This window comes from Verticiella sediminum, assembly GCF_007558815.1.
Taxonomy (GTDB): domain Bacteria; phylum Pseudomonadota; class Gammaproteobacteria; order Burkholderiales; family Burkholderiaceae_B; genus Verticiella; species Verticiella sediminum.
Genome location: NZ_VLTJ01000042.1, coordinates 343950 through 370324, shown reverse-complemented (window position 1 = coordinate 370324; position 26375 = coordinate 343950). Strand labels below are relative to the sequence as shown.

Here is a 26375-nt window from a genome sequence, read left to right as displayed (position 1 = left end):
CATGCCCGACCAACCGCTCATCCGCCGGCTCGACACCCGTGCCGCCGACTTCGCGGCCGATCTGCGCCGGCTGCTGGCTTTCGAGGCAGCCGACGACGCTTCCATCGAACAGGCCGTGCAGGCCATCCTGGCCGACGTGCGCACCCGCGGCGACGCCGCCGTGCTCGAGTACACCGGGCGCTTCGACCGCAACCCGGCCGCCGACCTGGCGGCCCTGAAGATTCCGGCGAGCGAAGCCGCCGCCGCGCTGGCCGCGCTGCCGGCCGAGCAGCGCGACGCGCTGCAGGCCGCCGCCGCGCGCATCCGCGCCTACCACGAGCACCAGCGCGCCGAATCCTGGAGCTACACCGAGCCCGACGGCACCCTGCTCGGCCAGAAGATCACGCCGCTCGACCGCGTCGGCCTGTACGTGCCCGGCGGCAAGGCGGCCTACCCGTCCTCGCTGCTGATGAACGCCATCCCGGCCAAGGTGGCGGGCGTGGCCGAGGTGGTGATGGTGACGCCCACGCCCGATGGCGCACGCAATCCCATCGTGCTCGCCGCGGCCGCCGTGGCCGGGGTCGACCAGATCTGGGCCATCGGCGGTGCGCAGGCGGTGGCCGCGCTCGCCTATGGCACGCAGTCCATCGCCGCGGTCGACAAGATCGTCGGCCCGGGCAACGCCTACGTCGCCGCCGCCAAGCGCCGGGTGTTCGGCACCGTGGGCATCGACATGATCGCCGGGCCGAGCGAGATCCTGGTGCTCTGCGACGGCACCACGCCGCCCGACTGGGTGGCCATGGACCTGTTCTCGCAGGCCGAGCACGACGAGCTGGCGCAGTCGATCCTGCTCTGTCCGGATGCCGCCTACCTCGACGCCGTCGAGGCGTCCATCGAGAAGCTTCTGCCGACCATGGCCCGCGCCGACATCATCCGCGCCAGCCTGTCCGGCCGTGGCGCGCTGATCCTCGTGAGCGACATGCCGCAGGCCTGCGCGATCGCCAACGACATCGCGCCCGAGCACCTGGAGATCTCCGCCGAGGAGCCGGCGCGCTGGCTCGAGCTGATCCGCCATGCCGGCGCGATCTTCCTCGGCCGCTACACTTCGGAATCGCTGGGCGACTATTGCGCCGGGCCGAACCACGTGTTGCCGACTTCGCGCACCGCACGGTTCTCCTCGCCGCTGGGGGTGTACGATTTCCAGAAGCGCTCCAGCCTGATCCAGGTGTCCTCGGCCGGCGCGCAGGCGCTGGGCCCGCTCGCCGCCACGCTCGCCTATGGCGAAGGCCTGGACGCGCACGCGCGCAGCGCGGAGTTCCGCCTCGCCGACCCTGCCGCCTGACCCGCCGAGGCGCCGCCATGCGGTGGCGCCACGACGACGCTGTTCCCCGGAGCCCTGAGCTTCCCGAGTCGCGCCGCCCGCCCTCCCGCGGGCGGCCGACGCCCGTTATGCCCGAGTCCGCCATGCGTACCGCCGACATCACCCGCAACACCAACGAAACCCGCATCCGCGTGGCCGTCAACCTGGACGGCACCGGCAAGCAGAACATCAACACGGGGGTGCCGTTCCTCGACCACATGCTCGACCAGATCGCCCGCCACGGGCTGATCGACCTCGACATCCAGGCCGACGGAGACCTGCACATCGACGCGCACCACACGGTCGAGGACACCGGCATCACGCTGGGCCAGGCGATCGCCAAGGCGGTCGGCAACAAGGCCGGGCTGCGCCGCTACGGCCACGCCTACGTGCCGCTGGACGAGGCGCTCTCGCGCGTGGTGGTGGATTTCTCCGGCCGGCCGGGCCTGGAGTTCCACGTGCCGTTCACGCGCGCCATGATCGGCCAGTTCGACGTCGACCTCACCCGCGAGTTCTTCCAGGGCTTCGTCAACCACGCCCTGGTCACGCTGCACATCGACAATCTGCGCGGGCACAACGCGCACCACCAATGCGAGACGGTGTTCAAGGCCTTCGGCCGCGCGCTGCGCATGGCCATGGAGGTCGACGAGCGCCAGGGCGGCGTGATCCCCTCGACCAAGGGAGTGCTCTGAGATGAAACGACCCCCACGCTCTCTGCGTTCGCTGCCCCCCGGAGGGGGCTTCAGCCTCCTTCGGGCGGCCGGGCGGAGGCTGATATGGGCAGCATAGCCGTCGTCGACGCCGGTGCGGGCAACCTGCATTCCGTCGTGCGGGCCCTGCGCTATGCCGCGCCCGAGGCCGACATCCAGGTGTGCAGCGACGCGGCCCGGATCGCCGCGGCCGAGCGCGTGGTGCTGCCCGGGCAGGGCGCCATGGGCGACTGCATGCGCCAGCTCGAGAACGCCGGGCTGGTCGAGGCCGTGCGCCGGGCCGCGCGCGAGAAGCCCCTGCTCGGCGTGTGCGTGGGCATGCAGATGCTTTTCGCCACCAGCGAGGAAGCCCCGGACACCGGCGGCCTGGGCATCCTGCCGGGCGCCGTGCCGCGGCTGCGCGGTCCCGCCTTCGAGAACACCGGCGAGTTCCACGCGCCCGGGCTCAAGGTGCCGCACATGGGCTGGAACCGCGTCCATCACGGCACGCCGCACGCCCTCTGGGACGGCATCGCCGATGGCGCATACTTCTATTTCGTGCACAGCTACTATTGCGCACCCGAAGATCCGGCCCTGACCACCGGGCATACCCGCTATGGCATCGACTTTACGAGCGCGATTGCTGCGGATAACATCTTTGCTACTCAGTTCCACCCCGAAAAAAGCGCCGACGCGGGCCTCAGGCTGTACCGCAACTTCGCGTACTGGAAGCCCTGACCTTCTCCCCCTGAGCTTCTCCACGTTCGGCCGGCAGGCCATCCCCAAGACCTGAACTCGATCATTCCGTCATGCTCCTGATCCCCGCCATCGACCTCAAAGACGGGCGCTGCGTCCGCCTGCGCCAAGGCGACCTCGACGATGCCACCATCTTTTCCGAGGACCCGGCTGCCATGGCCACGCGCTGGCTCGACGCCGGCGCGCGCCGGCTGCACCTGGTCGATCTGAACGGCGCCGTCGCCGGCAAGCCCGTCAACGAGACCGCCATCAAGGCCATCATCGAGGCCGTGGGCGGCGACATCCCGGTGCAGATCGGCGGGGGCATCCGCGACCTGGACACCATCGAGCGCTACCTCGACGGCGGCATCTCCTACGTCATCATCGGCACTGCCGCGGTCAAGAACCCCGGCTTCCTGCACGACGCCTGCAGCGCCTTTCCGGGCGCCATCATCGTCGGCCTGGACGCGCGTGACGGCAAGGTCGCCACCGACGGCTGGAGCAAGCTCACCCGCCACGACGTCATCGACCTCGCCCGCAAGTTCGAGGACTACGGCTGCGAGGCGGTGATCTACACCGACATCGGCCGCGACGGCATGCTGTCGGGCGTCAACGTCGAGGCCACCGTGCGCCTGGCCCAGGCCGTGCGCATGCCGGTATACGCCTCGGGCGGCATCGCCAGCATGGACGATGTCGAGAAGCTCTGCGCGGTATACGACGAAGGCGTCGAAGGCGCCATCCTCGGGCGCAGCATCTACGAAGGCACGCTGGATTTCGCCGCCGCGCAGGCGCGCGCCGACGAGCTGATGGAAGGCTCGCCATGACCCACGTCGCCGAAGGCGCCGGCTCGGAACTGACCTGTCGGATCATTCCATGCCTGGACGTGCATGCCGGGCGCGTGGTGAAGGGCGTGAACTTCGTCAGCCTGGTCGACGCGGGCGATCCGGTCGAGATCGCGCGGCGCTACAACGAACACGGCGCCGACGAGCTCACCTTCCTCGACATCACCGCCTCCAGCGACGAGCGCGATCTCATCCTGCCGGTCATCGAGTCGGTGGCCGAGCAGGTCTTCATTCCGCTCACCGTCGGCGGCGGCGTGCGCAAGGTGGCCGACGTGCGCCGCCTGCTGAATGCGGGGGCCGACAAGGTCTCGATCAATACCAGCGCGGTCACCAACCCGGCCCTGGTCGAGGAGGCCGCCGGCTACTACGGCTCGCAGTGCATCGTCGTGGCCATCGACGCCAAGCGGGTGTCCGCCGAGGGCGAGCCGGGGCGCTGGGAAGTCTTCACCCACGGCGGGCGCAACGCCACCGGCCTGGAAGTCGTGGCCTGGGCGCAGCGCATGGCCCGCCTGGGCGCCGGCGAGATCCTGCTCACCAGCATGGACCGCGACGGCACCCGCGCCGGCTTCGACCTGGCGCTCACCCGCGCGGTGTCCGACGCGGTGCCGATCCCCGTCATCGCGTCCGGCGGCGTGGGCAACCTGCAGCACCTGGCCGACGGCATTCTCCAGGGGCATGCCAGCGCCGTGCTCGCCGCCAGCATCTTTCACTACGGGCAGCACACGGTGGGCGAGGCCAAGGCCTACATGGCCGGGCAGGGCATCGCCGTGCGCCACACCGAGGCGGCCTGAGCCGCCGCACGCTTCGGAGTCCCCATGAGCCACACAGAACGTCCGCCTACCGGCAACTGGCTGGACGACGTCGTGTACGACGACGCCGGCCTGGTGCCGGCCATCGCCCAGGATGCGCACACCGGCCGCATCCTGATGTTCGCCTACATGAACCGCGAGTCGCTCGCGCTCACGCGCGACACCGGCTTCGCCACCTACTGGTCGCGTTCGCGCAACCGGCTCTGGAAGAAGGGCGAGGAGTCGGGCCACCGCCAGCGCGTCCAGGCCATCCGCCTGGACTGCGACGGCGACGTGGTCCTGCTCGAAATCGAGCAGGACGGCGGCATCGCCTGCCATACCGGCCGCGAGAGCTGCTTCTTTCGCGAGCTGCACGGCGAAGGCGCCGAAGCCCGCTGGGACGTGGTCGATCCGGTTCTGAAGGACCCCAAGGCCATCTATCGCCATGACTGACCGCCCGGCCAACGACAGTATCGACATCCTCGAGCGCATCGCCGATACGCTGGCCACGCGCAACCCAGCGCGCGGCGGCGACCCGAGCACGTCCTACGTCGCCAAGCTGCTCGCCAAGGGCCCCGACGCCTTCCTGAAGAAGATCGGCGAGGAGGCGACCGAAGTCGTGCTGGCGGCCAAGGACGCCGACCCGGACAAGATCCTCTACGAGACGGCCGACCTCTGGTTTCATTGCCTTGTCATGCTGGAGCACTATGGTCTGCGGCCCAGGCAGGTGATCGACGAGCTCGCCCGCCGGGAAGGGCTGTCGGGCCTGGCCGAGAAGGCCGCGCGCCCGCCGTCCTGAACTTCGAGCGCTCCCGCGCGTCTGTCATGCTGAGGGCGCCATTGCCTGGCTCTGCTCAGCGGTCTCGCCGGTCGGCACCGTACGGTCGCGTGGCGAGTTTTCATCCTGGAAGTAATGCCGGCCAGCCGACGTGATATTCGTCACATCGGCTGCCTGACCTTGGTTAGAATGGGAAGTCTGGCTACGGCCGGCATCTGGACACAACGGAGCATTTCAATGGGTTCTTTCAGTATCTGGCACTGGCTGGTCGTGTTGGTCATCGTTGCCCTCATCTTCGGCACGAAGAAGCTGCGCAACATGGGCGAGGACCTGGGCGGCGCCGTCAAGGGTTTCAAGGCCGGCATGCGCGACGGCGAGGAAGAGGCGCAAGCCAAGAAGGTCGACGCCAAGCGCGTCTCCGACGATACGATCGACGTGCAGGCCCGCGAGAAGACCGGCGGCGGCAGTCAGTCGTGAGCCGCAGCGGCCCGTCCTCTTCATCCTGGTAACACCGCATGTTCGATATCAGTTTTACCGAGCTGATGGTGATCGGCGCGGTGGCGCTGGTCGTGCTCGGCCCAGAAAGGCTGCCCAAGGTGGCGCGTACCGTGGGGCACCTCGTGGGGCGCCTGCAGCGCTATGTCAGTGACGTCAAGCGCGACATCAATCGCGAAATGGAGCTGGACGAGCTGCGGCAGTTGCGCGCGCAGATGAACGAGGCCGCGCGCGACGTGGAATCCTCCGTGCGCGAACACACCGACGCCGTGCGCGACGGCGTGAGCGACGTGGCCAAGACCGTCAGCGGCACCGCGGCGGAAGGGGCACAGGCCGTGGCGGGTGTCGCCGCCAGCCAGGCCGCGCCGGTTGCCGACACGGTGCCGCCGGCGGCGGACGTGCCCGCGGCCGAGCCGGCCCCACCCACGCCCGAGGCCATTGCCGCCAGTCCGGCGGCCCAGGCCGATGCCGGCCTGGACGATCCGGTGCTGCGTCCCGAGCCCGAGCCCGTCGCCGCCGCGCCGGCCCCATCGTCCGGCACCAGTCCCTCCTCGCAGAAAGCATGACCGACAAAGCCCAGGAGCAGCCCGAGGATCGGGAAGAGAGCTTCGTTTCCCACCTCGTCGAATTGCGCCAGCGCCTGGTGAAGGCCGTGCTGGCGGTGCTCGCGGTGTTCATCGTGCTCTTCACCTATCCGGGGGCGTCCTATATCTACGACGTGCTCGCCCAGCCCATGCTGGCGACCTTGCCCACCGGCACCCGCATGATCGCCACGGGCGTCATCACGCCCTTCATGGTGCCGGTCAAGATCACGCTGATGGCCGCCTTCGTGATCGCCCTGCCGGTCGTGCTCTATCAGGCATGGGCGTTCGTTGCGCCCGGGCTGTATCGCCACGAGAAGCGCCTGGCCATGCCCCTCATCGTGTCGAGCACGCTGCTCTTCCTGGTGGGCATGGCGTTCTGCTATTTCGTCGTCTTTCGCACGGTCTTTCATTTCATCGCTTCGTTCGCGCCGCAGTCGATCACGCCCGCGCCGGATATCGAGGCCTACCTGAACTTCGTGCTGACGATGTTCCTGGCTTTCGGCCTGACCTTCGAGGTGCCGGTGGTGGTCGTGCTGCTGGTCAAGACCGGGGTCGTCACCGTGGCCAAGCTGCGCAGCGCGCGCGGCTACGTCGTCGTCGGCGCCTTCGTGATCGCTGCCGTCTTCACGCCGCCGGACGTGGTCAGCCAGTTCATGCTCGCCGTGCCGCTGTGCCTGCTGTACGAGGTCGGCCTGCTGATCGGGGCCGCCATCGAACGCAAGGACAGGAGCGAAAATGCCGAGCCCGAGAAAACCTGAGTCGGCCATCGACGTGGGCGGGGTGCCGCGCGAGCGCATCCTGGGCTGGCTTGCCGATCAGCTCAAGGTTGCGCGCTTTCGCGACTATGCGCCCAATGGCCTGCAGGTCGAGGGGCGGGCCGAGATCCGGCGCATCGTCACCGGCGTGACTGCCTGCGAGGCGCTGCTGCGTGCCGCGATCGAGCGCGACGCCGACGCGGTGCTGGTGCACCACGGCTGGTTCTGGCGCAACGAAGATCCGCGCATCATCGGCACGCGGCGCCGGCGTATCGGGCTCGCGCTGGCGCACGACCTGAACCTGCTGGCCTACCATCTGCCCTTGGACGCCCATCCGGTGTGGGGCAACAACGCCCAGCTCGCCCGGGTGCTCGGCCTGCTGCCGGATGCCGCGCCCGACGAGGGCGGTCCGCTCACCCTGGGCAGCGAGGGGCTGTTGTGGGCGGGTACCGCGCCTGGCCTGCCGACGCTGGCGGCGCTCGCCGCGCGCGTGCGCGAACGCCTGGGGCGCGAACCGCTGCTGGTGGGCGAGCCGGACATGCCGCTCGGGCGCGTGGTGTGGTGCACCGGCGCGGCCCAGGGCATGATGCAGGACGCCATCGATGGCGGCGCCACGGTGTACATCACCGGCGAGGCCTCCGAGCCCACGACGCACCTTGCCCGCGAGACCGGCACCGGCTTCATCGGCGCGGGCCATCATGCCACCGAACGCTATGGCGTGCAGGCGCTGGGCCAGGCCCTCGCCGAGCATTTCCCGCTCGAGGTCACCTTCGTCGACATCGACAACCCGGTCTGACGCCGGCCGTCGCGGCACGGCGCCTGCCCGCCGCGGACAGCGTACCCGCCATGACAAAGGCCCCGCACCCATCCCGGGTTGCGGGGCCTTTGCTTGCCAGGCGGGTGTTGCCGTCGGGTCAGCTCGGCGTGCCGGGCGGGACGGACGGCGGGGACGCAGGCGTACGGCCGGCCAGCGCGTCGCGGATCTCGCGCAGCAGCACGACTTCCTCGGAGGGCGGGGCCGGCTCGGCCGGCGCGACCTTTTCTTCATGCTCGAAGCGGGCGCGCGCCTTGTTGAGCGCCTTGACCATCAGGAACACCACGAAGGCGAGCAGGACGAAGTTGATGAGGATGGTGAGGAAATTGCCCCACGCGAAGAGAATGGCGCCGGCCTGGGTGAGGTCGGCATAGGTCATGGGACCGGTGTAGTCCTCGGGCATGCGCAGCACGATGAACTTGTTGGTGAAGTCTGCCGAGCCGCCCAGGATGACGTTGATGAGCGGCATGATGACGTCCTTCACCATCGAGTCGACGATGCGGCCGAAGGCGCCGCCGATGATGACACCGACGGCCAGATCCATCACATTGCCCTTGACGGCAAACGTCTGGAATTCGCGCAGAAAGCCTTTCATTGCAGTTTCCTTCTTCTTGGTTGCGGTGCCGCCTGGGCAGGGACGGGCAACTGCGCCGTCCCGATTCCGCCGATTGTAAGGCGGGGCCAGCCGGCCGGGCTTTTGTTGAGTGTTGTTTTCTATCCAGGCTTGGTGTCTTTCTGTGTCATGTGCGCGCTATACTCGTCAGCTGCGATGCGTCTATGGATCCCGTAGGTGTATGCCCGCGGGAGACACGGGCGCTGAACGAGGGATGGCGAGATGACTCAAAATACAATGACATTGAGCGAGACAAGCATTGATCGCCAGAGCGCAGAAGCAGGTGCTCCGGACAATCCTCTAGGACCGCACGCAAAGCCGCCCATGGACGCGGAACGCCGTTTCTGGGTCGGTACCGCCTGTGCGGCGGGCGGGCTCATCGGCGTGGGCGCTGCCGTGCCGTTGGTTTCTTCCTTTGCGCCCTCGGGCCGGGCCCGCGCCGCGGGCGCGCCGGTCGAGGTCGACGTCGGCGGTCTTGCGCCGGGCGAGCTGCGCACGGTGGAGTGGCGCGGCAAGCCGGTGTGGATACTGCACCGCACGCCGGACATGCTCGAGTCGCTCAAGCGCACCGACAACCTGGTCGCCGACCCGGGCTCCGAGCGGCCCGGCTTCACGCCGGCCTATGCGCAGAACGAATGGCGTTCGCGCAAGCCCGAGCTCTTCGTCGCCGTCGGCATCTGTACCCACCTGGGCTGTTCGCCCACACCCCACCTGCAGGGCGGGGCCCAACCCGGCCTGCCGGCGTCCTGGCAGGGCGGCTTCCTGTGCCCGTGCCACGGCTCCTCATTCGATCTGGCCGGCCGCGTCTATCGCAACCAGCCCGCCCCGGACAACCTCGAAGTGCCGCCTTACGAGTACGTCTCCGATACCCGCCTCGTCGTGGGCGTCGACGAAGACAACAAGGCCTAGGCCGTGCCGTCGCGCGCGGCACCGTCTGCCCGCGCGATCGAACAACCCGCCACGCATAAGGAGCCGCTGTCATGGCTGGCGAGAAAAAGATCGAGACGACAGGCCTCATGGGATGGATCGACGCGCGCTTTCCGCTGTCGTCCACCTACAAGGCGCACGTCTCCGAGTACTACGCACCCAAGAATTTCAACTTCTGGTACATCTTCGGGTCGCTGGCGCTGCTGGTGTTGGTGATCCAGATCGTCACCGGGATCTTCCTGGTCATGCACTACAAGCCCGACGCCGAACGGGCCTTCCAGTCGGTCGAATACATCATGCGCGAGGTGCCGGGCGGATGGCTGATCCGCTACATGCACTCGACCGGCGCCTCGATGTTCTTCGTCGTCGTCTACCTGCACATGCTGCGCGGGCTGTTCTACGGCTCCTACCGCAAGCCGCGCGAACTGGTCTGGATCTTCGGCGTCGCCATCTTCCTGTGCCTGATGGCCGAAGCCTTCTTCGGCTACCTGCTGCCCTGGGGCCAGATGTCCTACTGGGGAGCGCAGGTCATCGTCAACCTGTTCTCGGCGATTCCCTTCATCGGGCCCGACCTCGCCATCTGGATACGCGGCGACTACGTCGTATCCGACGCCACGCTCAACCGCTTCTTCGCCTTTCACGTGATTGCCATTCCGCTGGTGCTGATCGGCCTGGTCGTGGCGCACCTGGTCGCGCTGCACGAAGTGGGCTCGAACAACCCCGACGGCGTGGAAATCAAGAAGTACAAGGACAGCCGCGGCGTGCCGCTGGACGGGGTGCCTTTCCACCCCTACTACACGGTGCACGATGTGTTCGGCGTGTCGATGTTCCTCATCGTGTTCGCGGCCATCGTCTTCTTCGCGCCGGAGATGGGCGGCTATTTCCTCGAATACAACAATTTCATCCCGGCCGATCCTTTGAAGACCCCGCCGCACATCGCGCCGGTGTGGTACTTCACGCCGTTCTACTCCATGCTGCGCGCCATCACGGACGAGTTCACCTGGGTACTCGCCGGGCTGGCCGTGCTCGGCGCGCTCGCGCTGGCCTGGCGGCTGCGCGGCATGGCGCGCCTGATCGCGCCCATCGTGTTGGTCGTGATCGCCGTGCTGCTGCGCGCCATCGACGCCAAGTTCTGGGGCGTGGCGGCCATGGGCGGCGCGGTGGTCATCCTCTTCTTCCTGCCGTGGCTCGATCATTCGCCCGTACGCTCGATCCGCTACCGGCCCGGTTGGCACAAGGTGCTCTACGCGATCTTCATCGTGAACTTCCTGGTCCTCGGCTTCCTGGGCACCCAAGCGCCCAACCCGACCTACAACCTCATGTCGCAGATCGGGACGATCATCTACCTCGGCTTCTTCCTGGTGATGCCGTTCTGGAGCAAGCTCGGCACCTTCAAGCCGGTGCCCGATCGCGTCACGTACCACGCCCACTGAGCCCCGCGGATACGATGGAAAACACGATGAAGAAGCTGCTTGGTGCCATCGCCCTCCTGGTCTGTGCGGCCCTGCCGCCGGCGCACGCCGCCGAGAGCGGCGCGCCCCTGGAGCGCGCTCCCTATCGCCTGAACGATCTCGCCGCCCTGCAGAACGGCGCGAAGCTGTTCATCAACCACTGTCTGAACTGCCACTCGGCCAACAGCGTGCGCTACAGCGATCTGCGCCAGATCGGCCTCACCGACGAGCAGATCTCCGAGCACCTGCTCTTCACCGGCGAGACCGTCAACGACATGATGAAGATCGCCATGACGCCGGCCGACGCCAAGGCCTGGTTCGGCACCACGCCGCCCGACCTGTCGGTCATCGCGCGCGCCAAGTCGGTGAACGCCGGGCCCAGCGGCGGCGACTACATCTACACCTACATGCGTTCGTTCTACCGCGACGCCTCCAAGCTCACGGGCTGGGACAACCTCGTCTTTCCGAGCGTGGCCATGCCCCACGTCCTGTGGCAGCAGCAAGGCCCGCGCGAACTGGTGATGACCACCGTGCACCAGAAGGATGACGGCAGTTGGGAGCGCCAAGTGCGCACCTACGACGCTCAGGGCTACCTCACGGTGGCCGCCGAGCCGGTCAGCGGCCATCCGCACGCCAGCACCCGCGCGGAGTTCAAGGCGGCCGACGCCAGGCTGGCCCAGAACTACGACCGCCAGATGGCCGACCTGGCCGCCTTCATGACCTGGATGGGCGAGCCCGTGCAGCAGGAGCGCAAGCGCATCGGCATGTGGGTGCTGCTCTACCTCGCCATCTTCCTCGTCGTCGCCTGGCGCTTGAACGCCGTGTACTGGCGCGACGTGAAGTAATCCTGCCGCCGGCCCTCACGGGGCCGGTTTCACCCGGATGGCCAGCGCGAAAGCTCGCATCGCGCTGGCCTTTCGCATAGAATTGCAGGTTTGCAATTGGAAATCTCGCCATGATGGTCCTCTATTCGGGCACCACTTGCCCTTATTCGCAGCGCTGCCGCTTCGTGCTGTTCGAGAAGGGTATGGATTTCGAGATCCGCGACGTCGATCTCTACAACAAGCCGGAAGACATCTCGGTGATGAACCCGTACGGCCAGGTGCCCATCCTGACCGAGCGCGACCTCATCCTGTACGAGTCGAACATCATCAACGAGTACATCGACGAGCGTTTCCCGCACCCGCAGCTCATGCCGGCCGACCCGGTCATGCGCGGCCGCACCCGCCTCTTTCTCTACAACTTCGAGAAGGAACTCTTCGTGCACGTCAGCACGCTAGAGAGCCGTGCCTCCCAGAACGACGAGAAGGCCCTTGAGCACGCGCGCCAGAACATCCGCGACCGCCTCGCGCAGATCGCCCCGATGTTCCTGAAGAACAAATACATGCTGGGCGAAGAGTTCTCGATGCTCGATGTCGCGCTCGCGCCCCTGCTGTGGCGCCTGGATCACTACGGCATCGAGCTGCCGCGCAGCGCAGCGCCGCTGCAGAAGTACGCCGAGCGCATCTTCGCCCGTCCGGCCTACATCGAGGCGCTCACACCGTCCGAAAAGGTCATGCGCAAGTGACGGAAACCTCGACCAAGCCCTACCTCATCCGTGCGCTGCACGAATGGTGCACCGACAACGGCTACACCCCGTACATCACGGTGGTCGTTGACGCGCACACCGTCGTGCCGCGCGAGCACGTGCGCGACGGCGCCATCACCCTCAATGTAGGGGCGCTGGCCACGCACAAGCTCACGATGGGGAACGAGTTCATCGAGTTCCAGGCCCGCTTCGGCGGCGTCGCCCGGCAGATCTCCGTGCCGGTGGGCGCCGTGCGCGCCATTTACGCCAAGGAAACCGGGCAGGGCATGGCCTTCGAGCTGGTTCCACCCGAGGAAGAAGCCGTCGCCGACGACGGCCCGGCCGCCCCGCAGGAAACCGACCCCGATCGCCCCGCGCTGGCGTCGGTGCCCGATCCCGAGCATTCCCCGGACGGCCCGCCCGAAGAGCCGCCGCCTTCGCCGCCGCAGGACGGCGGTTCGCGTCCCAAGCTGAAGGTCATCAAGTAGAATACCGCCGCCCCGTCACCCGGGGCGCACCCAGCCGGCGTAGCTCAGTTGGTAGAGCAGCTCACTTGTAATGAGAAGGTCGAGGGTTCGATTCCTTTCGCCGGCACCATCTCTCTTCCCCCCAAGGCTTGGAAAGTTTGCGGAACCCGCGTTGATGTTGGGGGTTTTCGCCATGCCTCATCCCGGCTTCGACCCTGCTCAGGCTGTGACAGCTACCGTCTCGGGAGCTGCCCCCAACATATGAGCCCTGCGTTGGGTTGTCCTTATCCGTTGGGTCGTCCTTATGGTCAGGCCGGACAGCTACGCATGCCTCGCGGTCACGGCCTCCTCGGCCGGATCGTCAGCCAGGACGCGGTTGTGCGCCACCCATGAACAGGTGCCAGGCGCGATCAAAGTACGCCTGCCTATCGGTGGGCGCGGTGTAGCCGGTCTCCCCCAGCATCGTGGCGATCAGGGGTTTGATCGAGGTGGCGTAGAGAAGTTGTTCGGCGATGAAGAGTGCATCGCTCTCGACGATGGCGCCGGCTGCCCGGGCTTCGCGGACCAGTTCGGCCATGTGGCGCATGAAGGGGTCGTCGGCGGTCGGGGTGGGCTGCACGCCCTTGGCAGGGATGGCTTCGCCGAGGGCGACGCGGTTCAGGGCGAGGAGCTGCGGGCGCAGGTTGATCTCCAGGAGAAGGCGGGCGTATTGGCGCAGGCGCTCCAACGGGGGGCCGGCCGGGCTGGTACAGGCCTGCAACTCCGCCAGCACGTCGGCGCGGCAGGCGTCCATCAGCGCGGTAAACAGGGCACCCTTGGACGGATAGCGGCGATAGAGGGTGTCCTTGCCGGCGTTACAGGCGTCAGCGACCTGTTCCATCGACGTGGCAGCGTAGCCCTGGGCGGCGAACAAGCCCGCCGCAGCATCGAGGATGCGGCGCTCCATCTGCGCGGCGGCTTCTTTGGTGGGGCGTCCGCCGCGCGATTTGCGGGCCGGGGCGGGCGGTGGATCGGAAAGGGGGCTCGTGCCAGTCGTGGGTGTAGCCATTCGGTCGGTTCGGCTTCTCGGTGTCGATGCTGGTCATTGTCCCGGAGTCCGACCTCGGCAGCAAACAACCATACGCAACAATCCAGTTGTCACCCGTTCAAACAGGGGTATTGATCGATTTTTCTCAAAAATTAACTGGACGATTGAGTCCCGTTTATGGGATCATCATTGCAACTGAGATTCATTTTCATTTGCAATAGGGTGTGGAAATGGCGTGTGGTATCCGGAAGGCCTGGGTTCTCGGCACGCTGCCCGGGTTGCTGGCGGCCGCGTTCGGGGCGCAGGCACAAGGCGCCCCGGCGCAGTTGAGCCCGGTGGTGGTGACGGGCGTGGCGGGTGATCCGTTGAGCACAGGCGACCGCATCTACCAGCCGGGAACGTCGTCGGCAACCAAGAGCAGTACGCCTGCGCTCGAGACGGCGCAGTCGGTCTCGACGATCACGCGGCGGCAGATGGACGAGCAGGCGCCGCAGACGGTGAGCGAGGCCTTGCGTTATACCGCCGGCGTGCTGTCCGATCGGGATGCGAACACGCGCTACGACTCGGTCTTTCTGCGGGGTTTCGGTGCGTTCGGCACGGCCACGCAGTATGTGAACTTCCTCGACGGCCTGAAGCTGCCGGGGGGCCAGGCGTTCGCCCAGGCGTCGATCGACCCCTATCTGCTGGATCGCATCGATGTGCTCAAGGGTCCGTCGGCATTGCTGTACGGGCAGATCAGCCCGGGTGGGCTGGTCAATCAGGTGAGCCGGCAGCCGTCGGCCGAGTCCGCGCACGAGATTCTCGTGGAAGGCGGGACGGACGGCCGGGCCCAGGTGGGCTTCAGCAGCCAGGGGGCGCTGAATCAGGATGGCACGCTGCGCTATGGCGTGAGCGCCATCGGGCGTCGGGCCGACAGCCGCTACAGCGGGGTGAAGGAAGGCCGCTATGCGGTGGCGCCCGCGATCACCTGGCAGCCTGATGGCGACACGGTGCTGACTTTGTCCGCCTATTATCAGAAGGACCCTGACGGCGGCTACTTCAATTCGCTGTACCCGACCTTTCTCGCGCCGCCCCGATACCAGGGCATGCTGGGGCGCAAGCTGAACATCGGCGACCCTGCTTACGATGCCTTCGAACGCGAGCAGCGCGGCGTCGGCTACCAGTTCGAGCACTGGGTGAACGACGGCCTGATCCTGCGCTCGCGCCTGCGCCATGCCGATGTCGATGTCGACTTCCAGTCGTTGCAGATGGCCGCACCTCTGGCCGCCGATGGCACCATTGCGCGTCAGGCCCTGCGCTCGATCGAGGATGTCCAGGGTGTATCGATGGACAACCAGGCGCAGTTCGACCTCAGCCTCGGCACGGTACGGCACACCGTGCTGACGGGCCTGGATTATCAGCACTCGCGCAGCAACTGGCAATACAACTGGGGGCCGGCGCCGGCCCTGGATGTGACCAACCCGCAATATGGAATGCCGGTCGGCTCGCTGACGACGATCATCGACAGTGGCCAGAAGCTGCGCCAGACGGGTGTCTACGTGCAGGATCAGATCCAGTTCGGCGGGCTGCGCGCGACGCTGGGCGCGCGTCGGGACTGGACCCGTCAGGACACCGACAATCGCCTTGCCGGCAGCGCGAGCGAGCAATCGAGTGCGGCGACGAGCTATCGTGCCGGGCTGCTGTACCTGTTCGAGAACGGCGTCGCTCCCTACGCAAGCTATGCCACCTCGTTCGAGCCCAATGTCGGGGTGGATGCGACGGGTTCGCCGTTCGTGCCCAGCAAGGCAAGTCAGTATGAGGTCGGCGTGAAGTACGAGCCGAAGGGAATGAACGCCCTGTTCACGGCGTCGGCTTTCGATATTCGCCAGCGCGATGCCTTGGTGCCCGACCTGATGGGCTTCAACACCCAGGAAGGCAAGATCCGCTCGCGCGGTCTCGAGTTCGAAGCGCGCGGGCAGGTGACGTCCAGCCTGGAGCTGATCGCGGCGCTGACGCTGCTGGACACGAAGGTTGCCGAAGCCGCCGTCGCGGCCAACCGCGGCAATCGCCCGCAGGCGGTGCCGGCGTATTTCGGGTCTGTCTGGGCCAACTATGGATTCGGGCACGGCGTGCTGCAAGGCGTGAAGGTGGGTGGCGGTCTCCGCGTCGTCGGCTCCAGTTATGCCGACAATGCCAATACGGTGAAAGCGGATGGCTACACGCTGTTCGACGCGGCCCTGCGCTATGACTTCGGCATGATGAATCCGGGCATGAAAGGCCTGGAGGGGCGCCTGAACGTCAACAACGTGTTCAACAAGGCCTACTACGCCAGTTGCAGCTCGGACTACTTCTGCCAATACGGCAGCGGACGCCAGGTGGTGGCCGGTCTGCGCTATCGCTGGTGAGGGTGGGATGAATCGACGTCGGTTCTGCGGTGGCCTGCTGGTGAGCAGCCTTGGGGCGACGTGGGCTGTGCGGGCGGACGAGCCTCGGCGGGTGACGGACATGGCGGGCCGCTCCGTTACCTTGCCCCGCCTGCCCGGACGCATCGTGTTGCTGGAGGCGCGCGACATCCTCTGCATGGCCATGCTGCATCCGGACCCTGCCTCGCTGGTCGTCGGCTGGGCGGCGGTGGACCGTATCGACAGCCCGCAGGTACAGGCGAGTTTCGAGCGAGGCGGGCCGATGCCTGTGGTCGGCCAGCAGACGCCGGAGACGCTCTCGGTGGAGGGCATTCTGGCGCTGTCGCCGGATCTCGTCGTGGCGAGTTCGTATATGGTGCCGCAAGGCAGCGACGCCCTGTTGGCGCGCCTGTCCGCGCTGGGCATACCTGTGGTCTTCAGCGAGGTTGCCAGCAACGCGGTGCCGTCCGCACCCGTTGGCCCGGTCGAGAACCTGCATAGGCAAGTGCGCATGTGGGGGGATGTTCTCGGTGCCCGTGAGCAGGCCACGGCATTCTCGGCCTTCGCCGATGCGCATCTGGCCGAGGTCGCCAAGCGTCTGAAAGGTGCGGCACCGGTCACCACCTATCTGGAAGTGCAGTCGACGCTGGACGACTGTTGCTGGGTGGCCGGCACGCAGGTCTGGGGTGAGCTGCTGACGCTGGCAGGCGGCACGACACTGCCCGCGGTGACGGCGCCCTGGTTCCAGAAGCTGCAACTGGAATATCTGGTCCGCACGCCGCATGACGTGTATATCGCATCGGGGGGAGGGTGGTCCGCAGGCAGACGGCCGGCCATCGGCCCGGGTATCCCGGCGGCCGAGGGGAGGGACGGATTGGAACGCCTCGTCGCGCGGACCGGGTTCGCCAGCCTGCCCAGCGTGCGCCGGCATCGGGTACACGGGATCTGGACGGGTCTCATCACCAGCCCGCCGTTCAATGTGCTCTTTGTCGAAATCGCAGCCAAATGGCTTCACCCGGAACGATTGCGCGATCTCGATCCCGCAGCCACGCTGGCTGAACTGAATCGACGCTTTCTTGCCGTGCCGATCGAGGGGCCGCTGTGGGTCTCGATCCAGGAGTGAATCCATGAACCATACTGTGCCGCCAACCTGTACGGCCTCTGCCACCATCGATTTTCCTGCGGTGGCGGATTACGTCGCGCCGATCCTGGCATCGCTTGCGACGCACGACATGACGGTCACGCCGGACGCAAAGGGTTATGCCGTGGCGTCGTCGTTCGGCCACGCTTTTCTCGAGGTCCAACCAGGAAAGCTGCTGGTTCGCGTCGAAGCCCGGAGCTGGCAGAGGCTCAATCGCATGAAGCATGCGGTGGCCGGGCCCATCGGGTTCATCGCTGCCCGCGAGCGGCTCGACATCGATTGGCATGGCGGTGTCGCGGGCCTCGCGCCGGTTGAGGACCTGCGCGAGGTGCGCGTCGTTCAGGTCCGGTCGCTGACGAGGTCGATGCGCCGCATCGTCTTCGAGGGTGACGATCTCGCGCACCTGGACCGCATCGACCAGATGCATTGCCGGTTGATCTTCGCACCCAAGGGCGTGGACGAGCCGGTGTGGCCGATGCTGGATGAGCGGGGCCACGTGGTCTGGCCGGGTGGAAAGCTGCCGACGCGCGTCTATACGATCCGGCACGTCGATGCGGACAAAGGGCAGCTCTCCATCGACTTCTGCCTGCACGCGGCGGCCGGCCCCGCGACTGCCTGGGCGCTGAGCGCGGCGCCGGGGGACCGCGTGGGGGTGATCGGCCCGGCCGCGGGCGGCTTGAAACCGGCATCGTTCCATGTGCTCGTCGGCGATGAGACCGGGCTTCCGGGCATTGCCCGCATCCTGGAGAGGCTGCCGGATGATGCCCGCGGCGTCGCCTTCATCGAGGTACAGGACAGCGAGGCTGAACTGGCGCTGGCCCCGCGGGCGGGCATGCGCGTGCATTGGCTGCATCGCGCCGGCGCCGCGGCCGGCTCGACAATGTTGCTTGCGCAGGCTGTCCATGGCATTGCATGGCCGGCGGATCGCAGCGGGGTCCTAGTCTGGGGCGGTTGCGAGTACCGGTCCTTTCGCGAGATTCACCGCTACCTGAAGCAGAATGTCGGGCTGCCGGCATCGCAACAGGTGCTGTACTCGCATTGGCATCGCACCTTGAGCGAAGAGCAGATCATCGAGATCGGGGGCGAGGCCTATCTGCCGTAGATGGGCTGCGGTATGACCTGATCGGCGCGGTGGCGTGGCCAGGATGGTTGCACCGTCCCGGCCGCTCTGCGTCTGGTGGCGGTGCTCAGTCCGTCAGTACGCCGCGCCGTGCGCGGCCAGCATCGGATCGCCTTCGAGCGCAACCGATGCGCGTCCGTCCGCGCCCACGGGGACCGCGCCGACCAGGGTGGCCCGATAGAGCTGGCGGTCGAAGTCCAGTGCAAAGATGTCCTGCGGGGCCACGTGAGCGGTGCTGCGGTTGTCCCAGAACGCGATCGAGCCGGGTTCCCACTTGAAGCGCACGGTGAATTCGCTGCTGACGGAGTGCTCCCACAGGAACTCCAGCAACACGCGGCTCTCCCGCGTGCGCAGGCCGCGCAGCGTCTTCAGGAAACCCGGGCTGATGTAGAGCACCTTCTCGCCCGTTTCGGGATGGACAGTGACGAGCGGGTGCTCGCTCACCAGGGTATTGCGCTGGACCAGTTCGCGATATTCGTCTGAAGCCTGTGCCCCTTGCGGCGGGCTGAAGCGATGCTCTCCGCGTAAGGTGTCGATGAAGTTGCGCAAGGGTTCGGACAGCGCACTGTAGGCGGCTGCGAGGTTGGTCCATTGGGTGTCGCCGCCATAGGGCGGAATGGTCACGCCACGCAGGATCGAGGCCGCGGGCGGGTTGTGCGCGGCGGTGACGTCTGCGTGCCAACCGGTCCACGGGCGTCGTTCGGCTTCGCCGGTATGGCGATTGGCTTTGCGGTGCTTGGCGATCGAGTACAGCTCGGGGTGCCCGTCGACGTGGCCGAACACCGGGTGGCCCAGCGTCAGCTCGCCGAAATGCCGGGCGAAGCGGATGTGCTGTTCGTGGGTGAGCGGCTGATCGCGAAAGAACACCACTTTCCAGCGCAGCAGGGCAGCATGCACTGTTTCGACGTCCGCCTCGCTCAACGCTCGGGTGAGATCCAATCCCTGGATCAACGCGCCGATATGTGCCGACTGCGGTTCGACCCGGACGTGCGGCGTGCCTGCGAGTGCGGCGTGCAGACGATCGTCGAGCAGGTCCAGGGGCGTGCGTTCGAGTGCCATGTTCATGATTGTCTCCTCGCGGATGTTCAGCGGGCGGCGGCTTGCGCCACGTGTCTTGGGGCGGCGTCGGGGATGAGGCCCAGTTCGGCCAGCAGTTCGTGTGTCTGGCGTGTCTGCTGCGCAATGGCGCGACGGGTCTCGTCGGGGCCGAGGAAGTAGGGCTCCCATTGATTGAGCGTGACGAAGGCCTGCCAGTCAGGCGTTTGCGTCGCCTTCTCCAGTGCATCGATCCAATAGGCCACCTGTGCCGGCGTAGCGTCGGGAACGGTCATCACACCCTGGTAGGCCTGATTCACGTAGTCGATGCCTTGTTCCTTCCAGGTGGGCGCTTGCGCGAAATCACCTTGCAGGCGCTGCTCCGCGCCGATGGCGATGACGCGGACCCGGCCGCTTTGCAGGTAGGGCAGCAGATTGGGCGTGGTCGCAGCCACGACGTCCAGATGCCCGCCGACGAGCGCGCTCATGGATTCGGCCGACGACTTGTACGGCACCACGCGCAGGTGCGCGATGTCCACGCCGGCCTGCTTGAGCGGCTGTGCGGCGCCCAGGTGGATGTGGTTGCCCAGGGTGTTGGCGATGCCGATGGAGAGGGCACCCGGATCCTGCTTGAGCGCGGCGACCAGACCGTTGACATCCTGGATCGGGGAGTCTTCACGCACGACGACAGCGACGAACTCGCGGAACAGGGTTGCCAGCGGCGTCAGCGTCTGCAGGTGTTCGGGCAGTGCGTTCTGCGCCTGGCTCGTCACGTAGCCGCTGCTGAGCGTGATCAGGGTATGGGCGTCACCCGCCTGCCGGTATACCGTCTCCAGCGCCTGGATCGAGTGCGCGCCCGGCTTGTTGGACACCACGAAGGGCGATGTGTGGTTCTCTCGGGCGAGAAGGTCGGTGAGCTTGCGTGCGGCCAGATCCAACGCAGCACCTGCGCCCCCCGGAACGACGAACTCCGCGGCTTTGGTCGGCTGCCAGCTTGGCACGGGCTCGGCCTGGGCCTGGGCCGCGGGCAGGGCGCCGGTCCAGGCCAGCAGGGTCAGCGCGAGTAGCTGCGACCAGGGGCGGTTGATGGGAATACGCATGACAGACTCCGAGTGTTCGTTGCGCGCGATGCACGCTGAACCTCGCAGTCTAGGGAGCGGGGGCGGGCAGGTGGAACGAAGAATCCGTCATGAATTAACGGGCATAAGCTTAGATGCCCGCTCGCGCAGCGCTGCAGTTCCTCCCCCGGGTTCCAGGCGTCGTGGATCCGCAGCATGCATACGCCCCGTTTGCCGCAAGCCGATCTCAATGTGAAATATGCCTGCTGGCGCGCCGCGCCAACGTGCAGTAGTACTCGGCCGCCGGCGTCAGCGGAAAGCCCGTGCGCTGGACAATGCAGATGGGGGGCGCAGGCAGCGGTTCCTGGACTGTGATTTGTTGAAAAGCCGCGCTCAGTAGCGGGTAGCGCAGCCATTGCACCGGCAGCATCATCAACAGGTCGGAGTGCGTAATCGCGGTGAGGAAGGTCAGTGCCGATTGTGCCCTCATGGCCAGGTGCGGTGCCGCAAGCCCGTATTTTTCGAAGAGCGGGCCCAGCTCTTCTTCGGCCTTGTGGGTGATGGAAGTGGTGATCCATTGCGCGTCGACCAGTTCACGCAAGGACGTTGCGCCAGCCAGTGGATGGCCCGTGCGGCCAAGTATCACGCGCGTGTTGTCGAACAGTTTCTCGACTTGCAGTTCGCCGGGCAGCTTGGCGGGCACCGGGCCGATGTAGAAATCCATGCTGCCGTCCAGCAACGCGCTTTCGATGACCGGATACACGCCGTCGACCACTTCCAGATGGATATCCGGATAGCGATGACGAAACGTTTGCAGCACGTCCGAGAAGAGCGCCAGGTGCGGAACGATGGACATGCCCAAAGTGACCCGTCCATTGGCCGTGCCTCGTAATTGTTCGATCTCCTCCTGGGCGCGTTCCAGTTCCCTGCGTATCGCCGTGGCACGGCGCAGAAAGACCGTGCCTACCGGTGTCAACCTGACGCCCTTCGCACCGCGCTCGAAGAGAACCGCATCGAGCTCCTTTTCCAGTTCGCGGATGCTGCGCGAGATCGCGGGTTGGGGAACGCCGAGAAAGCGCGCAGCCGCCCGCACGCCGCCACGCTCTGCGGTCGCGACGAAGTCCCTCAAGACATTGAGTTTCATGGCCCTGGTGATTCATTATTGATATCGGTACGAAGATTTTGCCATCTTTATGAATCATATCGAACTTCCTAAGATGGCCCCCTATCGCCGCATCGTGTGCCGGTGACATGGGAGAGGAAACGGTGAGCGAAGAAACGTCGCCGCAAGTGTTGATCGTCGGAGCCGGCCCGGCGGGGCTCGGGCTGGCCATAGAGCTGGGACACCGCGGCGTGCCTTGCCTACTGGTCGAGCGCAACAACCGAGTCGGTTACGCGCCCAGGGCCAAGACAACCAATGTCAGGACCTGCGAGCACTTTCGCCGATGGGGGATCGCGCACCGTCTGCGGGCCGCGGCGCCTCTGGGCATCGATCATCCTTCTCACGTGGTGTTCTGCACGCGGCTGGCAGGCCCGGGGCTGGCACGGCACGAGAATGCGATGTATTGCGCACCTGGACGCAATCCGCTGTACTCGGAACATGCGCAGTGGATTCCACAGTACGCGGTCGAAGACATACTGCGAGCGCACGCCGAATCCCTGCCCGGCGTGGAGATCCGGTTTCAGTGCGAGCTATTGGACTTGGGGCAGGACGCGCAGGGCGTCACGGCCGTCCTGCGCGACTTGCAGCATGGACGCGATGTGCAGGTCAGGGCAGGGTATGCCGTTGGGGCAGACGGCGCGCGCAGCTCGGTTCGCGAGTTGATCGGTACGCGCATGCAAGGGCAGTATGGCCTTTCGCGCAATCTCAACATCGTCTTTCGCGCCCCTGGCCTGGCGCAGGCGCATCGCCACGGGCCCGCCATCATGTACTGGCAGATCAATCGCGACGTGCCCAGCCTGATCGGGCCGATGGACCGCGGCGACACCTGGTTCTTCATGCCCACGCAGGTGGACGAGCGCCTGCTGGCCAGCGGCGTCGACGCGCGCTCCCTGATTGCTCGCGCCACGGGTATCGACCTGTCTTACGAGGTGCTGAGCAGCGACGAATGGGTCGCCAGCCGGCTGCTGGGCGATCGCTATCGGAAGGGGCGCATATTCCTCGTCGGCGACGCCTGCCATCTGCACCCGCCGTTCGGCGGCTATGGCATGAACATGGGCATCGGCGACAGCGTGGACCTGGGTTGGAAGCTGGCCGCCACACTGCAGGGGTGGGGCGGGGCGGGGCTTCTCGACAGCTACGAGATCGAGCGGCGCCCCGTGCACCAATGGGTGCTGGACGAGGCGGTATTGAATCACTCCATGTTGGGCAATCAGTTGCTTGCCGACCAGATCGAGGCGCAGGACGAGACGGGCGAGCAGGTCCGCCGGGAGGTCGGGCAGCGCATCCTGGCGGCCAAGATGCGCGAGTTCTCGACCCTGGGTGTCGTGCTTGGCTACCAATATGTCGATTCTCCGATCGTCGTTCCCGATGGCAGCCCGGCAGCGTCACGCGATTTCATCAACTACGTGCCGACGTCCAGGCCCGGCGCCTTGGCCCCGCACGCCTGGCTGCACGACGGCAGTTCTCTATACGACCACTTCGGCCAGGGGTTCACATTGCTGGCTTCGGCATCGGCGTCCGAGAAAGATATCGAAGCCGCCGCGGCACAGGCAGAAGCGCGGCGCTTGCCGCTTACCGTGATTCGGCCGACCGAGGGCGGGGTGGCCAATCAGTATCCGGCGCGCCTGACCTTGATCCGGCCGGATCAGCATGTGGCCTGGCGGGGAGACGCGTGGCCCGGCAGCAGCGTGCTGGAGCACGTCGCAGGCGCCGCCATTCCACAGGGAGAGACAAGATGACATCGATCGCAGCGGGGTGTCGTACCGAAGGCACCGGCGTGCATTCCGTCAACCGGTTCGTATTCTCCGTACCCGAACTGTCCGAGGCCCAGGCGTTCTATGAGGCCTTCGGACTGGAAGTCCGGCGTGCCGGAGAGGATCGGCTGGACCTGTACACCTCGGGCCATCCGCATTGCTGGGCGTCGGTCCATGCGACGGGCGAAACGAAACGCTTCGAGTATCTGAGCCTCGGGGTCTACGCCGACGATCTTGCACGGATGCGCACCTGCATCTCCGAGCGGAACATCGGGGCGGCGCCGCATCCATGGTCCGACGGCGAGGGTCTCTGGCTGCGCAGTCCGGACGGCACGCTCATCCAGTTGCTGGACTCGCCGAAAGTAATGCCCGACGCCAAGTCTGAGCCTACCTCCCGGTTGCCCGCCGCCCCGGGGCAGAGGGCGGCCTCCTGCCGCAGCGACGTAGCGCAGGTGCGGCCCCGTCGCCTGTCGCATGTGCTGTTCTTCAGCCCGGACGTCCTGGCCATGGTGTGCTTCTGCGAAGAAGTCCTGGGGCTGCGTCTGTCCGATCGCTCGGGTGACGGCGTGGCGTTTCTGCACGGCGTACACGGCTCCGATCATCATCTCGTGGCATTCGCCAAGTCCAGCCATGCCGGCCTCCATCATTCGAGCTGGGACGTCGGCAGCATCGACGAGGTGGGCATGGGTGCCGAACAGATGCGACAGGCCGGCTATGACCGTGGCTGGGGCGTGGGTCGCCACGTGCTCGGTTCGAATTATTTCCATTACGTCCGCGACCCCTGGGGCAGCTACGCCGAGTACTCCTTCGACATCGACTACATCCCTCACGACACGGTCTGGCCATCGGCGGACCACCCAGCGCACGATGCGCTCCACGTGTGGGGGCCGAGCGTTCCGGACGAGTTTTTCATCAATCACGAAAAGTCACCGACCTGAAAGGGATTCAACATGAGGTTCATTGCTTTTGCACACGAGGACGGCCGCCCCGCCATCGGTGCTCGACTCGACGCCGAGCGGATCGTCGACCTGAGCGCGGACGGCTTGCCGGATACGCTGGACGAGCTGCTGCGCCAGGGCGAGTCCGGGATGGCGCAAGCGAGCGCCGCGCAGCAAAGGGCCAGGAGCGTATTGCCCATCGACGGACTGCGCCTGCTGCCGCCAGTCGGCAATCCGGCGAAGGCGTTCGCGATCGGGCTCAACTATGTGGATCATGCGGCCGAAAGCCGGTTCGAGCTGCCGCGCCACCCCGTGGTGTTCCAGCGCTACCCGTCGTCCTGGGTGGCGCACGGCCAGCCGCTGGTGCGCCCGCGCGTGTCGCGCGAGTTCGACTACGAGGCCGAGCTGGTGGCGATCATCGGCAAAGGCGGACGGTACATCCCGACATCCTCCGCGCTCGACCATGTGGCGGGCTACTCGATCTTCAACGACGGCTCGATTCGCGACTATCAGTTGCGGACCAATCAATGGACGCTCGGCAAGAACTTCGACGCGAGCGGCGGCTTCGGCCCGGAGATGGTGACGGCCGACGAGCTTCCCGCCGGTGCCAAGGGCCTGCGGATCCAATGCAGGCTGAACGGAGAAACGATGCAGGATGCCAACACCGCGGACATGATTTTCGATGTGGCTACGCTGGTGTCCGCCTGCTCCGAAGCCATGGCGCTGCAGCCCGGCGATCTCATCATCACCGGCACACCGGCCGGTGTGGGCTTGGCGCGAACGCCCAGGGTGTGGATGAAGCCCGGCGATGTGTGCGAAGTCGAGATCGAGAACATCGGCGTGCTTCGCAACGGGATCGTGGCTGAAGCTTGACAAGGGTCCATCACCGATGCTGGCCGGCTCGACCGGTACCGGCGAGTGCGGTGGCTGAGGAGGAGTGCAACATGAAAAGAAGAGCTTTCGTATGCGCAGCAGGAGCTGCGGTAGGCTTCGGTGCGGCAAGGATCGCCTGGGGGCAATCGGACTATCCCGCACGCGTCATCCGGATCGTCGTGCCTTATCCCGCCGGGAGCGGGCCCGACATGCTCGGCCGCCTGGTCGCGCAGCAGTTGCAAAAGATCTTCGGGCGCAGCGTGGTCGTCGAGAATCGTGCAGGCGCATTGGGCGTCGTGGGTACGATGGAAGTGGCGCGTGCGGCGGCGGACGGCTACAGCCTGGCGCTGGCGACCAACACGACGCACGCGGCCAACGTGGCCTTGTACAAGGACGCCGGCTATCACCCGCTCAGGGATTTTGCTCCGGTCGTGCGCCTGTGCACGGGGCCCATGATGCTTCTGGTGCGCAGCGAGTCGCCCTACGCCGATGTGGCTGCCTTGCAGGCCGACGCGAACCGGAGCTTCTCCGTGGGCTATGGCTCGGCCGCTTCGCAGGTCGCCGCAGCCAAGCTCGCCCGCGGCGCGAGCCTGAACGTCGTCAACGCGGCCTACAAGGGCATCCCTGCAGCGGTCACCGACATGCTGGGCGGACACATCGACTACACGTTCGCCGACCTGCCCGTCGCAGTCCCCCTGATCCAGTCGGGGCGTGCCCGGGCACTTGCGGTGACGGCAGACCGCAGGCTGGCCGAGCTGCCTGACATACCCACGCTCGGCGAGTCCGTGCGAGATGCGGATGTCATGGGTTGGCAGGGTATCGTCGCGCCTTCAGGCACGCCGCCGGCGGTGCTGGCCAAGCTCGAGGACGCCTTTCGGAAGGCGTTCCAGGACAGCGACTTCGTCGGCCAGGTCAAGGCCATGCACCAGACCGTCGCGCCCTTGTACGGCAGCGATTTCGAGACCTTCATCACCCGGGAGATCGAACGCTGGAAGCAGGACGCGCAGCTCGCCGGCATCGAACCCCAATAGGACGCCGAACC

Annotated in this window: 28 protein-coding genes and 1 tRNA gene; 24 read left to right on the top strand and 5 right to left on the bottom strand. The window is 66.6% G+C overall.

Annotated elements, in window-relative coordinates; all coding sequences use genetic code 11:
* The first annotated feature begins 1 nt into the window (after window position 1).
* From hisD to FOZ76_RS25920, 11 genes are all read left to right on the top strand, one after another.
* Window positions 2-1321, top strand: coding sequence for a histidinol dehydrogenase (hisD, locus tag FOZ76_RS25970; RefSeq protein ID WP_143951179.1), 1320 nt, complete (start codon window positions 2-4; stop codon window positions 1319-1321).
* Between the two features lie 122 nt (window positions 1322-1443).
* Entirely contained in the window at window positions 1444-2031 is a 588-nt protein-coding gene (gene hisB / locus FOZ76_RS25965; protein ID WP_143951178.1) for an imidazoleglycerol-phosphate dehydratase HisB, read from the top strand.
* An 84-nt stretch (window positions 2032-2115) separates the two neighbouring features.
* A complete protein-coding gene (gene hisH / locus FOZ76_RS25960) occupies window positions 2116-2766 on the top strand; it encodes an imidazole glycerol phosphate synthase subunit HisH (protein ID WP_143951177.1) in 651 nt (216 codons plus the stop codon).
* A 71-nt stretch (window positions 2767-2837) separates the two neighbouring features.
* Window positions 2838-3587 (top strand): 1-(5-phosphoribosyl)-5-[(5-phosphoribosylamino)methylideneamino]imidazole-4-carboxamide isomerase, encoded by a 750-nt coding sequence (hisA, locus tag FOZ76_RS25955; protein WP_143951176.1) that lies wholly within the window; start codon window positions 2838-2840, stop codon window positions 3585-3587.
* Complete coding sequence (gene hisF / locus FOZ76_RS25950) at window positions 3584-4396, top strand: imidazole glycerol phosphate synthase subunit HisF (protein WP_143951175.1); 813 nt, start codon at window positions 3584-3586, stop codon at window positions 4394-4396. The genes hisA and hisF overlap by 4 nt, the downstream gene beginning before the upstream one ends.
* A 24-nt stretch (window positions 4397-4420) precedes the next feature.
* On the top strand, window positions 4421-4846 hold the full coding sequence (gene hisI, locus FOZ76_RS25945) for a phosphoribosyl-AMP cyclohydrolase (protein ID WP_143951174.1): 426 nt from the start codon (window positions 4421-4423) through the stop codon (window positions 4844-4846).
* A complete protein-coding gene (locus tag FOZ76_RS25940; RefSeq protein ID WP_143951173.1) occupies window positions 4839-5192 on the top strand; it encodes a phosphoribosyl-ATP diphosphatase in 354 nt (117 codons plus the stop codon). The genes hisI and FOZ76_RS25940 overlap by 8 nt, the downstream gene beginning before the upstream one ends.
* 216 nt (window positions 5193-5408) lie before the next feature.
* Window positions 5409-5648 (top strand): Sec-independent protein translocase subunit TatA, encoded by a 240-nt coding sequence (tatA, locus tag FOZ76_RS25935; RefSeq protein ID WP_143951172.1) that lies wholly within the window; start codon window positions 5409-5411, stop codon window positions 5646-5648.
* A gap of 38 nt (window positions 5649-5686) precedes the next feature.
* Complete coding sequence (gene tatB, locus FOZ76_RS25930) at window positions 5687-6232, top strand: Sec-independent protein translocase protein TatB (RefSeq protein WP_143951171.1); 546 nt, start codon at window positions 5687-5689, stop codon at window positions 6230-6232.
* Window positions 6229-7008 (top strand): twin-arginine translocase subunit TatC, encoded by a 780-nt coding sequence (gene tatC, locus FOZ76_RS25925; protein ID WP_143951170.1) that lies wholly within the window; start codon window positions 6229-6231, stop codon window positions 7006-7008. The genes tatB and tatC overlap by 4 nt, the downstream gene beginning before the upstream one ends.
* Entirely contained in the window at window positions 6986-7801 is an 816-nt protein-coding gene (locus FOZ76_RS25920; RefSeq protein WP_143951169.1) for a Nif3-like dinuclear metal center hexameric protein, read from the top strand. The genes tatC and FOZ76_RS25920 overlap by 23 nt, the downstream gene beginning before the upstream one ends.
* Before the next feature lie 118 nt (window positions 7802-7919).
* Here FOZ76_RS25920 and mscL read toward each other — a convergent pair whose 3' ends face one another.
* Window positions 7920-8414: a large conductance mechanosensitive channel protein MscL gene (gene mscL / locus FOZ76_RS25915; protein WP_143951168.1), complete on the bottom strand. Its 495-nt coding sequence runs from the start codon at window positions 8412-8414 to the stop codon at window positions 7920-7922.
* A 342-nt stretch (window positions 8415-8756) separates the two neighbouring features.
* Between mscL and petA the strand changes: the two genes are divergently transcribed.
* The 6 genes from petA (at window position 8757) to FOZ76_RS25885 (ending at window position 12974) form a co-directional block, all read left to right on the top strand.
* Window positions 8757-9341: a ubiquinol-cytochrome c reductase iron-sulfur subunit gene (gene petA, locus FOZ76_RS25910; RefSeq protein WP_246129775.1), complete on the top strand. Its 585-nt coding sequence runs from the start codon at window positions 8757-8759 to the stop codon at window positions 9339-9341.
* Between the two features lie 71 nt (window positions 9342-9412).
* Complete coding sequence (locus FOZ76_RS25905; protein WP_143951167.1) at window positions 9413-10792, top strand: cytochrome b; 1380 nt, start codon at window positions 9413-9415, stop codon at window positions 10790-10792.
* Window positions 10793-10818: 26 nt separating this feature from the next.
* The gene (locus tag FOZ76_RS25900; RefSeq protein ID WP_143951166.1) at window positions 10819-11655 is read left to right on the top strand and encodes a cytochrome c1; all 837 of its coding nucleotides are present in this window, start codon (window positions 10819-10821) and stop codon (window positions 11653-11655) included.
* Window positions 11656-11765: 110 nt separating this feature from the next.
* Window positions 11766-12377, top strand: coding sequence for a glutathione S-transferase N-terminal domain-containing protein (locus tag FOZ76_RS25895; protein WP_143951165.1), 612 nt, complete (start codon window positions 11766-11768; stop codon window positions 12375-12377).
* On the top strand, window positions 12374-12865 hold the full coding sequence (locus FOZ76_RS25890) for a ClpXP protease specificity-enhancing factor (protein ID WP_143951164.1): 492 nt from the start codon (window positions 12374-12376) through the stop codon (window positions 12863-12865). The genes FOZ76_RS25895 and FOZ76_RS25890 overlap by 4 nt, the downstream gene beginning before the upstream one ends.
* A gap of 33 nt (window positions 12866-12898) precedes the next feature.
* A tRNA-Thr gene (locus FOZ76_RS25885) sits at window positions 12899-12974 on the top strand.
* A 231-nt stretch (window positions 12975-13205) separates the two neighbouring features.
* Here FOZ76_RS25885 and FOZ76_RS25880 read toward each other — a convergent pair.
* Window positions 13206-13892 carry a TetR/AcrR family transcriptional regulator gene (locus FOZ76_RS25880; protein WP_246129774.1) on the bottom strand — a complete coding sequence of 229 codons (687 nt, stop codon included), beginning with the start codon at window positions 13890-13892 and terminating at the stop codon, window positions 13206-13208.
* Window positions 13893-14101: 209 nt separating this feature from the next.
* On the opposite strand from FOZ76_RS25880, the gene FOZ76_RS25875 reads away from it, so the two are divergent.
* From FOZ76_RS25875 to FOZ76_RS25865, 3 genes are all read left to right on the top strand, one after another.
* Window positions 14102-16255: a TonB-dependent siderophore receptor gene (locus tag FOZ76_RS25875; protein ID WP_143951163.1), complete on the top strand. Its 2154-nt coding sequence runs from the start codon at window positions 14102-14104 to the stop codon at window positions 16253-16255.
* A 100-nt stretch (window positions 16256-16355) separates the two neighbouring features.
* Window positions 16356-17375: an ABC transporter substrate-binding protein gene (locus FOZ76_RS25870; RefSeq protein WP_246129773.1), complete on the top strand. Its 1020-nt coding sequence runs from the start codon at window positions 16356-16358 to the stop codon at window positions 17373-17375.
* Window positions 17376-17379: 4 nt separating this feature from the next.
* On the top strand, window positions 17380-18495 hold the full coding sequence (locus FOZ76_RS25865; RefSeq protein WP_143951161.1) for a siderophore-interacting protein: 1116 nt from the start codon (window positions 17380-17382) through the stop codon (window positions 18493-18495).
* Between the two features lie 93 nt (window positions 18496-18588).
* On the opposite strand, the gene FOZ76_RS25860 is transcribed toward FOZ76_RS25865, so the two are convergent.
* The 3 genes from FOZ76_RS25860 to FOZ76_RS25850 form a co-directional block, all read right to left on the bottom strand.
* Window positions 18589-19572 (bottom strand): TauD/TfdA dioxygenase family protein, encoded by a 984-nt coding sequence (locus FOZ76_RS25860; RefSeq protein WP_246129785.1) that lies wholly within the window; start codon window positions 19570-19572, stop codon window positions 18589-18591.
* A 26-nt stretch (window positions 19573-19598) separates the two neighbouring features.
* Window positions 19599-20648 carry a tripartite tricarboxylate transporter substrate binding protein gene (locus FOZ76_RS25855; RefSeq protein WP_143951159.1) on the bottom strand — a complete coding sequence of 350 codons (1050 nt, stop codon included), beginning with the start codon at window positions 20646-20648 and terminating at the stop codon, window positions 19599-19601.
* Between the two features lie 205 nt (window positions 20649-20853).
* Window positions 20854-21750, bottom strand: a complete 897-nt coding sequence (locus FOZ76_RS25850; RefSeq protein WP_143951158.1) for a LysR substrate-binding domain-containing protein — start codon at window positions 21748-21750, stop codon at window positions 20854-20856.
* A gap of 122 nt (window positions 21751-21872) precedes the next feature.
* Between FOZ76_RS25850 and FOZ76_RS25845 the strand changes: the two genes are divergently transcribed.
* From FOZ76_RS25845 to FOZ76_RS25830, 4 genes are all read left to right on the top strand, one after another.
* The gene (locus FOZ76_RS25845; protein ID WP_246129772.1) at window positions 21873-23507 is read left to right on the top strand and encodes an FAD-dependent monooxygenase; all 1635 of its coding nucleotides are present in this window, start codon (window positions 21873-21875) and stop codon (window positions 23505-23507) included.
* Window positions 23504-24460 (top strand): VOC family protein, encoded by a 957-nt coding sequence (locus FOZ76_RS25840; RefSeq protein WP_143951156.1) that lies wholly within the window; start codon window positions 23504-23506, stop codon window positions 24458-24460. The genes FOZ76_RS25845 and FOZ76_RS25840 overlap by 4 nt, the downstream gene beginning before the upstream one ends.
* Window positions 24461-24472: 12 nt before the next feature.
* Entirely contained in the window at window positions 24473-25333 is an 861-nt protein-coding gene (locus tag FOZ76_RS25835; protein WP_143951155.1) for a fumarylacetoacetate hydrolase family protein, read from the top strand.
* 71 nt (window positions 25334-25404) lie between these two features.
* Window positions 25405-26364: a Bug family tripartite tricarboxylate transporter substrate binding protein gene (locus FOZ76_RS25830; RefSeq protein ID WP_143951154.1), complete on the top strand. Its 960-nt coding sequence runs from the start codon at window positions 25405-25407 to the stop codon at window positions 26362-26364.
* Window positions 26365-26375: the final 11 nt, after the last annotated feature.

Bases quoted from the DNA above. Each gene is read 5' to 3' on its own strand.
- FOZ76_RS25865 (WP_143951161.1), top strand. From the start codon at position 17,380: ATGAACCATACTGTGCCGCCAACCTGTACGGCCTCTGCCACCATCGAT.
- FOZ76_RS25835 (WP_143951155.1), top strand. From the start codon at position 24,473: ATGAGGTTCATTGCTTTTGCACACGAGGACGGCCGCCCCGCCATCGGT.
- FOZ76_RS25895 (WP_143951165.1), top strand. From the start codon at position 11,766: ATGATGGTCCTCTATTCGGGCACCACTTGCCCTTATTCGCAGCGCTGC.
- FOZ76_RS25880 (WP_246129774.1), bottom strand. From the start codon at position 13,892: ATGGCTACACCCACGACTGGCACGAGCCCCCTTTCCGATCCACCGCCC.
- hisI (WP_143951174.1), top strand. From the start codon at position 4,421: ATGAGCCACACAGAACGTCCGCCTACCGGCAACTGGCTGGACGACGTC.
- tatC (WP_143951170.1), top strand. From the start codon at position 6,229: ATGACCGACAAAGCCCAGGAGCAGCCCGAGGATCGGGAAGAGAGCTTC.
- FOZ76_RS25900 (WP_143951166.1), top strand. From the start codon at position 10,819: ATGAAGAAGCTGCTTGGTGCCATCGCCCTCCTGGTCTGTGCGGCCCTG.
- hisH (WP_143951177.1), top strand. From the start codon at position 2,116: ATGGGCAGCATAGCCGTCGTCGACGCCGGTGCGGGCAACCTGCATTCC.
- hisB (WP_143951178.1), top strand. From the start codon at position 1,444: ATGCGTACCGCCGACATCACCCGCAACACCAACGAAACCCGCATCCGC.
- hisF (WP_143951175.1), top strand. From the start codon at position 3,584: ATGACCCACGTCGCCGAAGGCGCCGGCTCGGAACTGACCTGTCGGATC.
- tatB (WP_143951171.1), top strand. From the start codon at position 5,687: ATGTTCGATATCAGTTTTACCGAGCTGATGGTGATCGGCGCGGTGGCG.
- FOZ76_RS25875 (WP_143951163.1), top strand. From the start codon at position 14,102: ATGGCGTGTGGTATCCGGAAGGCCTGGGTTCTCGGCACGCTGCCCGGG.
- FOZ76_RS25920 (WP_143951169.1), top strand. From the start codon at position 6,986: ATGCCGAGCCCGAGAAAACCTGAGTCGGCCATCGACGTGGGCGGGGTG.
- hisA (WP_143951176.1), top strand. From the start codon at position 2,838: ATGCTCCTGATCCCCGCCATCGACCTCAAAGACGGGCGCTGCGTCCGC.
- hisD (WP_143951179.1), top strand. From the start codon at position 2: ATGCCCGACCAACCGCTCATCCGCCGGCTCGACACCCGTGCCGCCGAC.
- FOZ76_RS25850 (WP_143951158.1), bottom strand. From the start codon at position 21,750: ATGAAACTCAATGTCTTGAGGGACTTCGTCGCGACCGCAGAGCGTGGC.
- FOZ76_RS25830 (WP_143951154.1), top strand. From the start codon at position 25,405: ATGAAAAGAAGAGCTTTCGTATGCGCAGCAGGAGCTGCGGTAGGCTTC.
- mscL (WP_143951168.1), bottom strand. From the start codon at position 8,414: ATGAAAGGCTTTCTGCGCGAATTCCAGACGTTTGCCGTCAAGGGCAAT.
- FOZ76_RS25840 (WP_143951156.1), top strand. From the start codon at position 23,504: ATGACATCGATCGCAGCGGGGTGTCGTACCGAAGGCACCGGCGTGCAT.
- petA (WP_246129775.1), top strand. From the start codon at position 8,757: ATGGACGCGGAACGCCGTTTCTGGGTCGGTACCGCCTGTGCGGCGGGC.
- FOZ76_RS25860 (WP_246129785.1), bottom strand. From the start codon at position 19,572: ATGGCACTCGAACGCACGCCCCTGGACCTGCTCGACGATCGTCTGCAC.
- FOZ76_RS25905 (WP_143951167.1), top strand. From the start codon at position 9,413: ATGGCTGGCGAGAAAAAGATCGAGACGACAGGCCTCATGGGATGGATC.
- FOZ76_RS25940 (WP_143951173.1), top strand. From the start codon at position 4,839: ATGACTGACCGCCCGGCCAACGACAGTATCGACATCCTCGAGCGCATC.
- FOZ76_RS25870 (WP_246129773.1), top strand. From the start codon at position 16,356: ATGGCGGGCCGCTCCGTTACCTTGCCCCGCCTGCCCGGACGCATCGTG.
- tatA (WP_143951172.1), top strand. From the start codon at position 5,409: ATGGGTTCTTTCAGTATCTGGCACTGGCTGGTCGTGTTGGTCATCGTT.
- FOZ76_RS25855 (WP_143951159.1), bottom strand. From the start codon at position 20,648: ATGCGTATTCCCATCAACCGCCCCTGGTCGCAGCTACTCGCGCTGACC.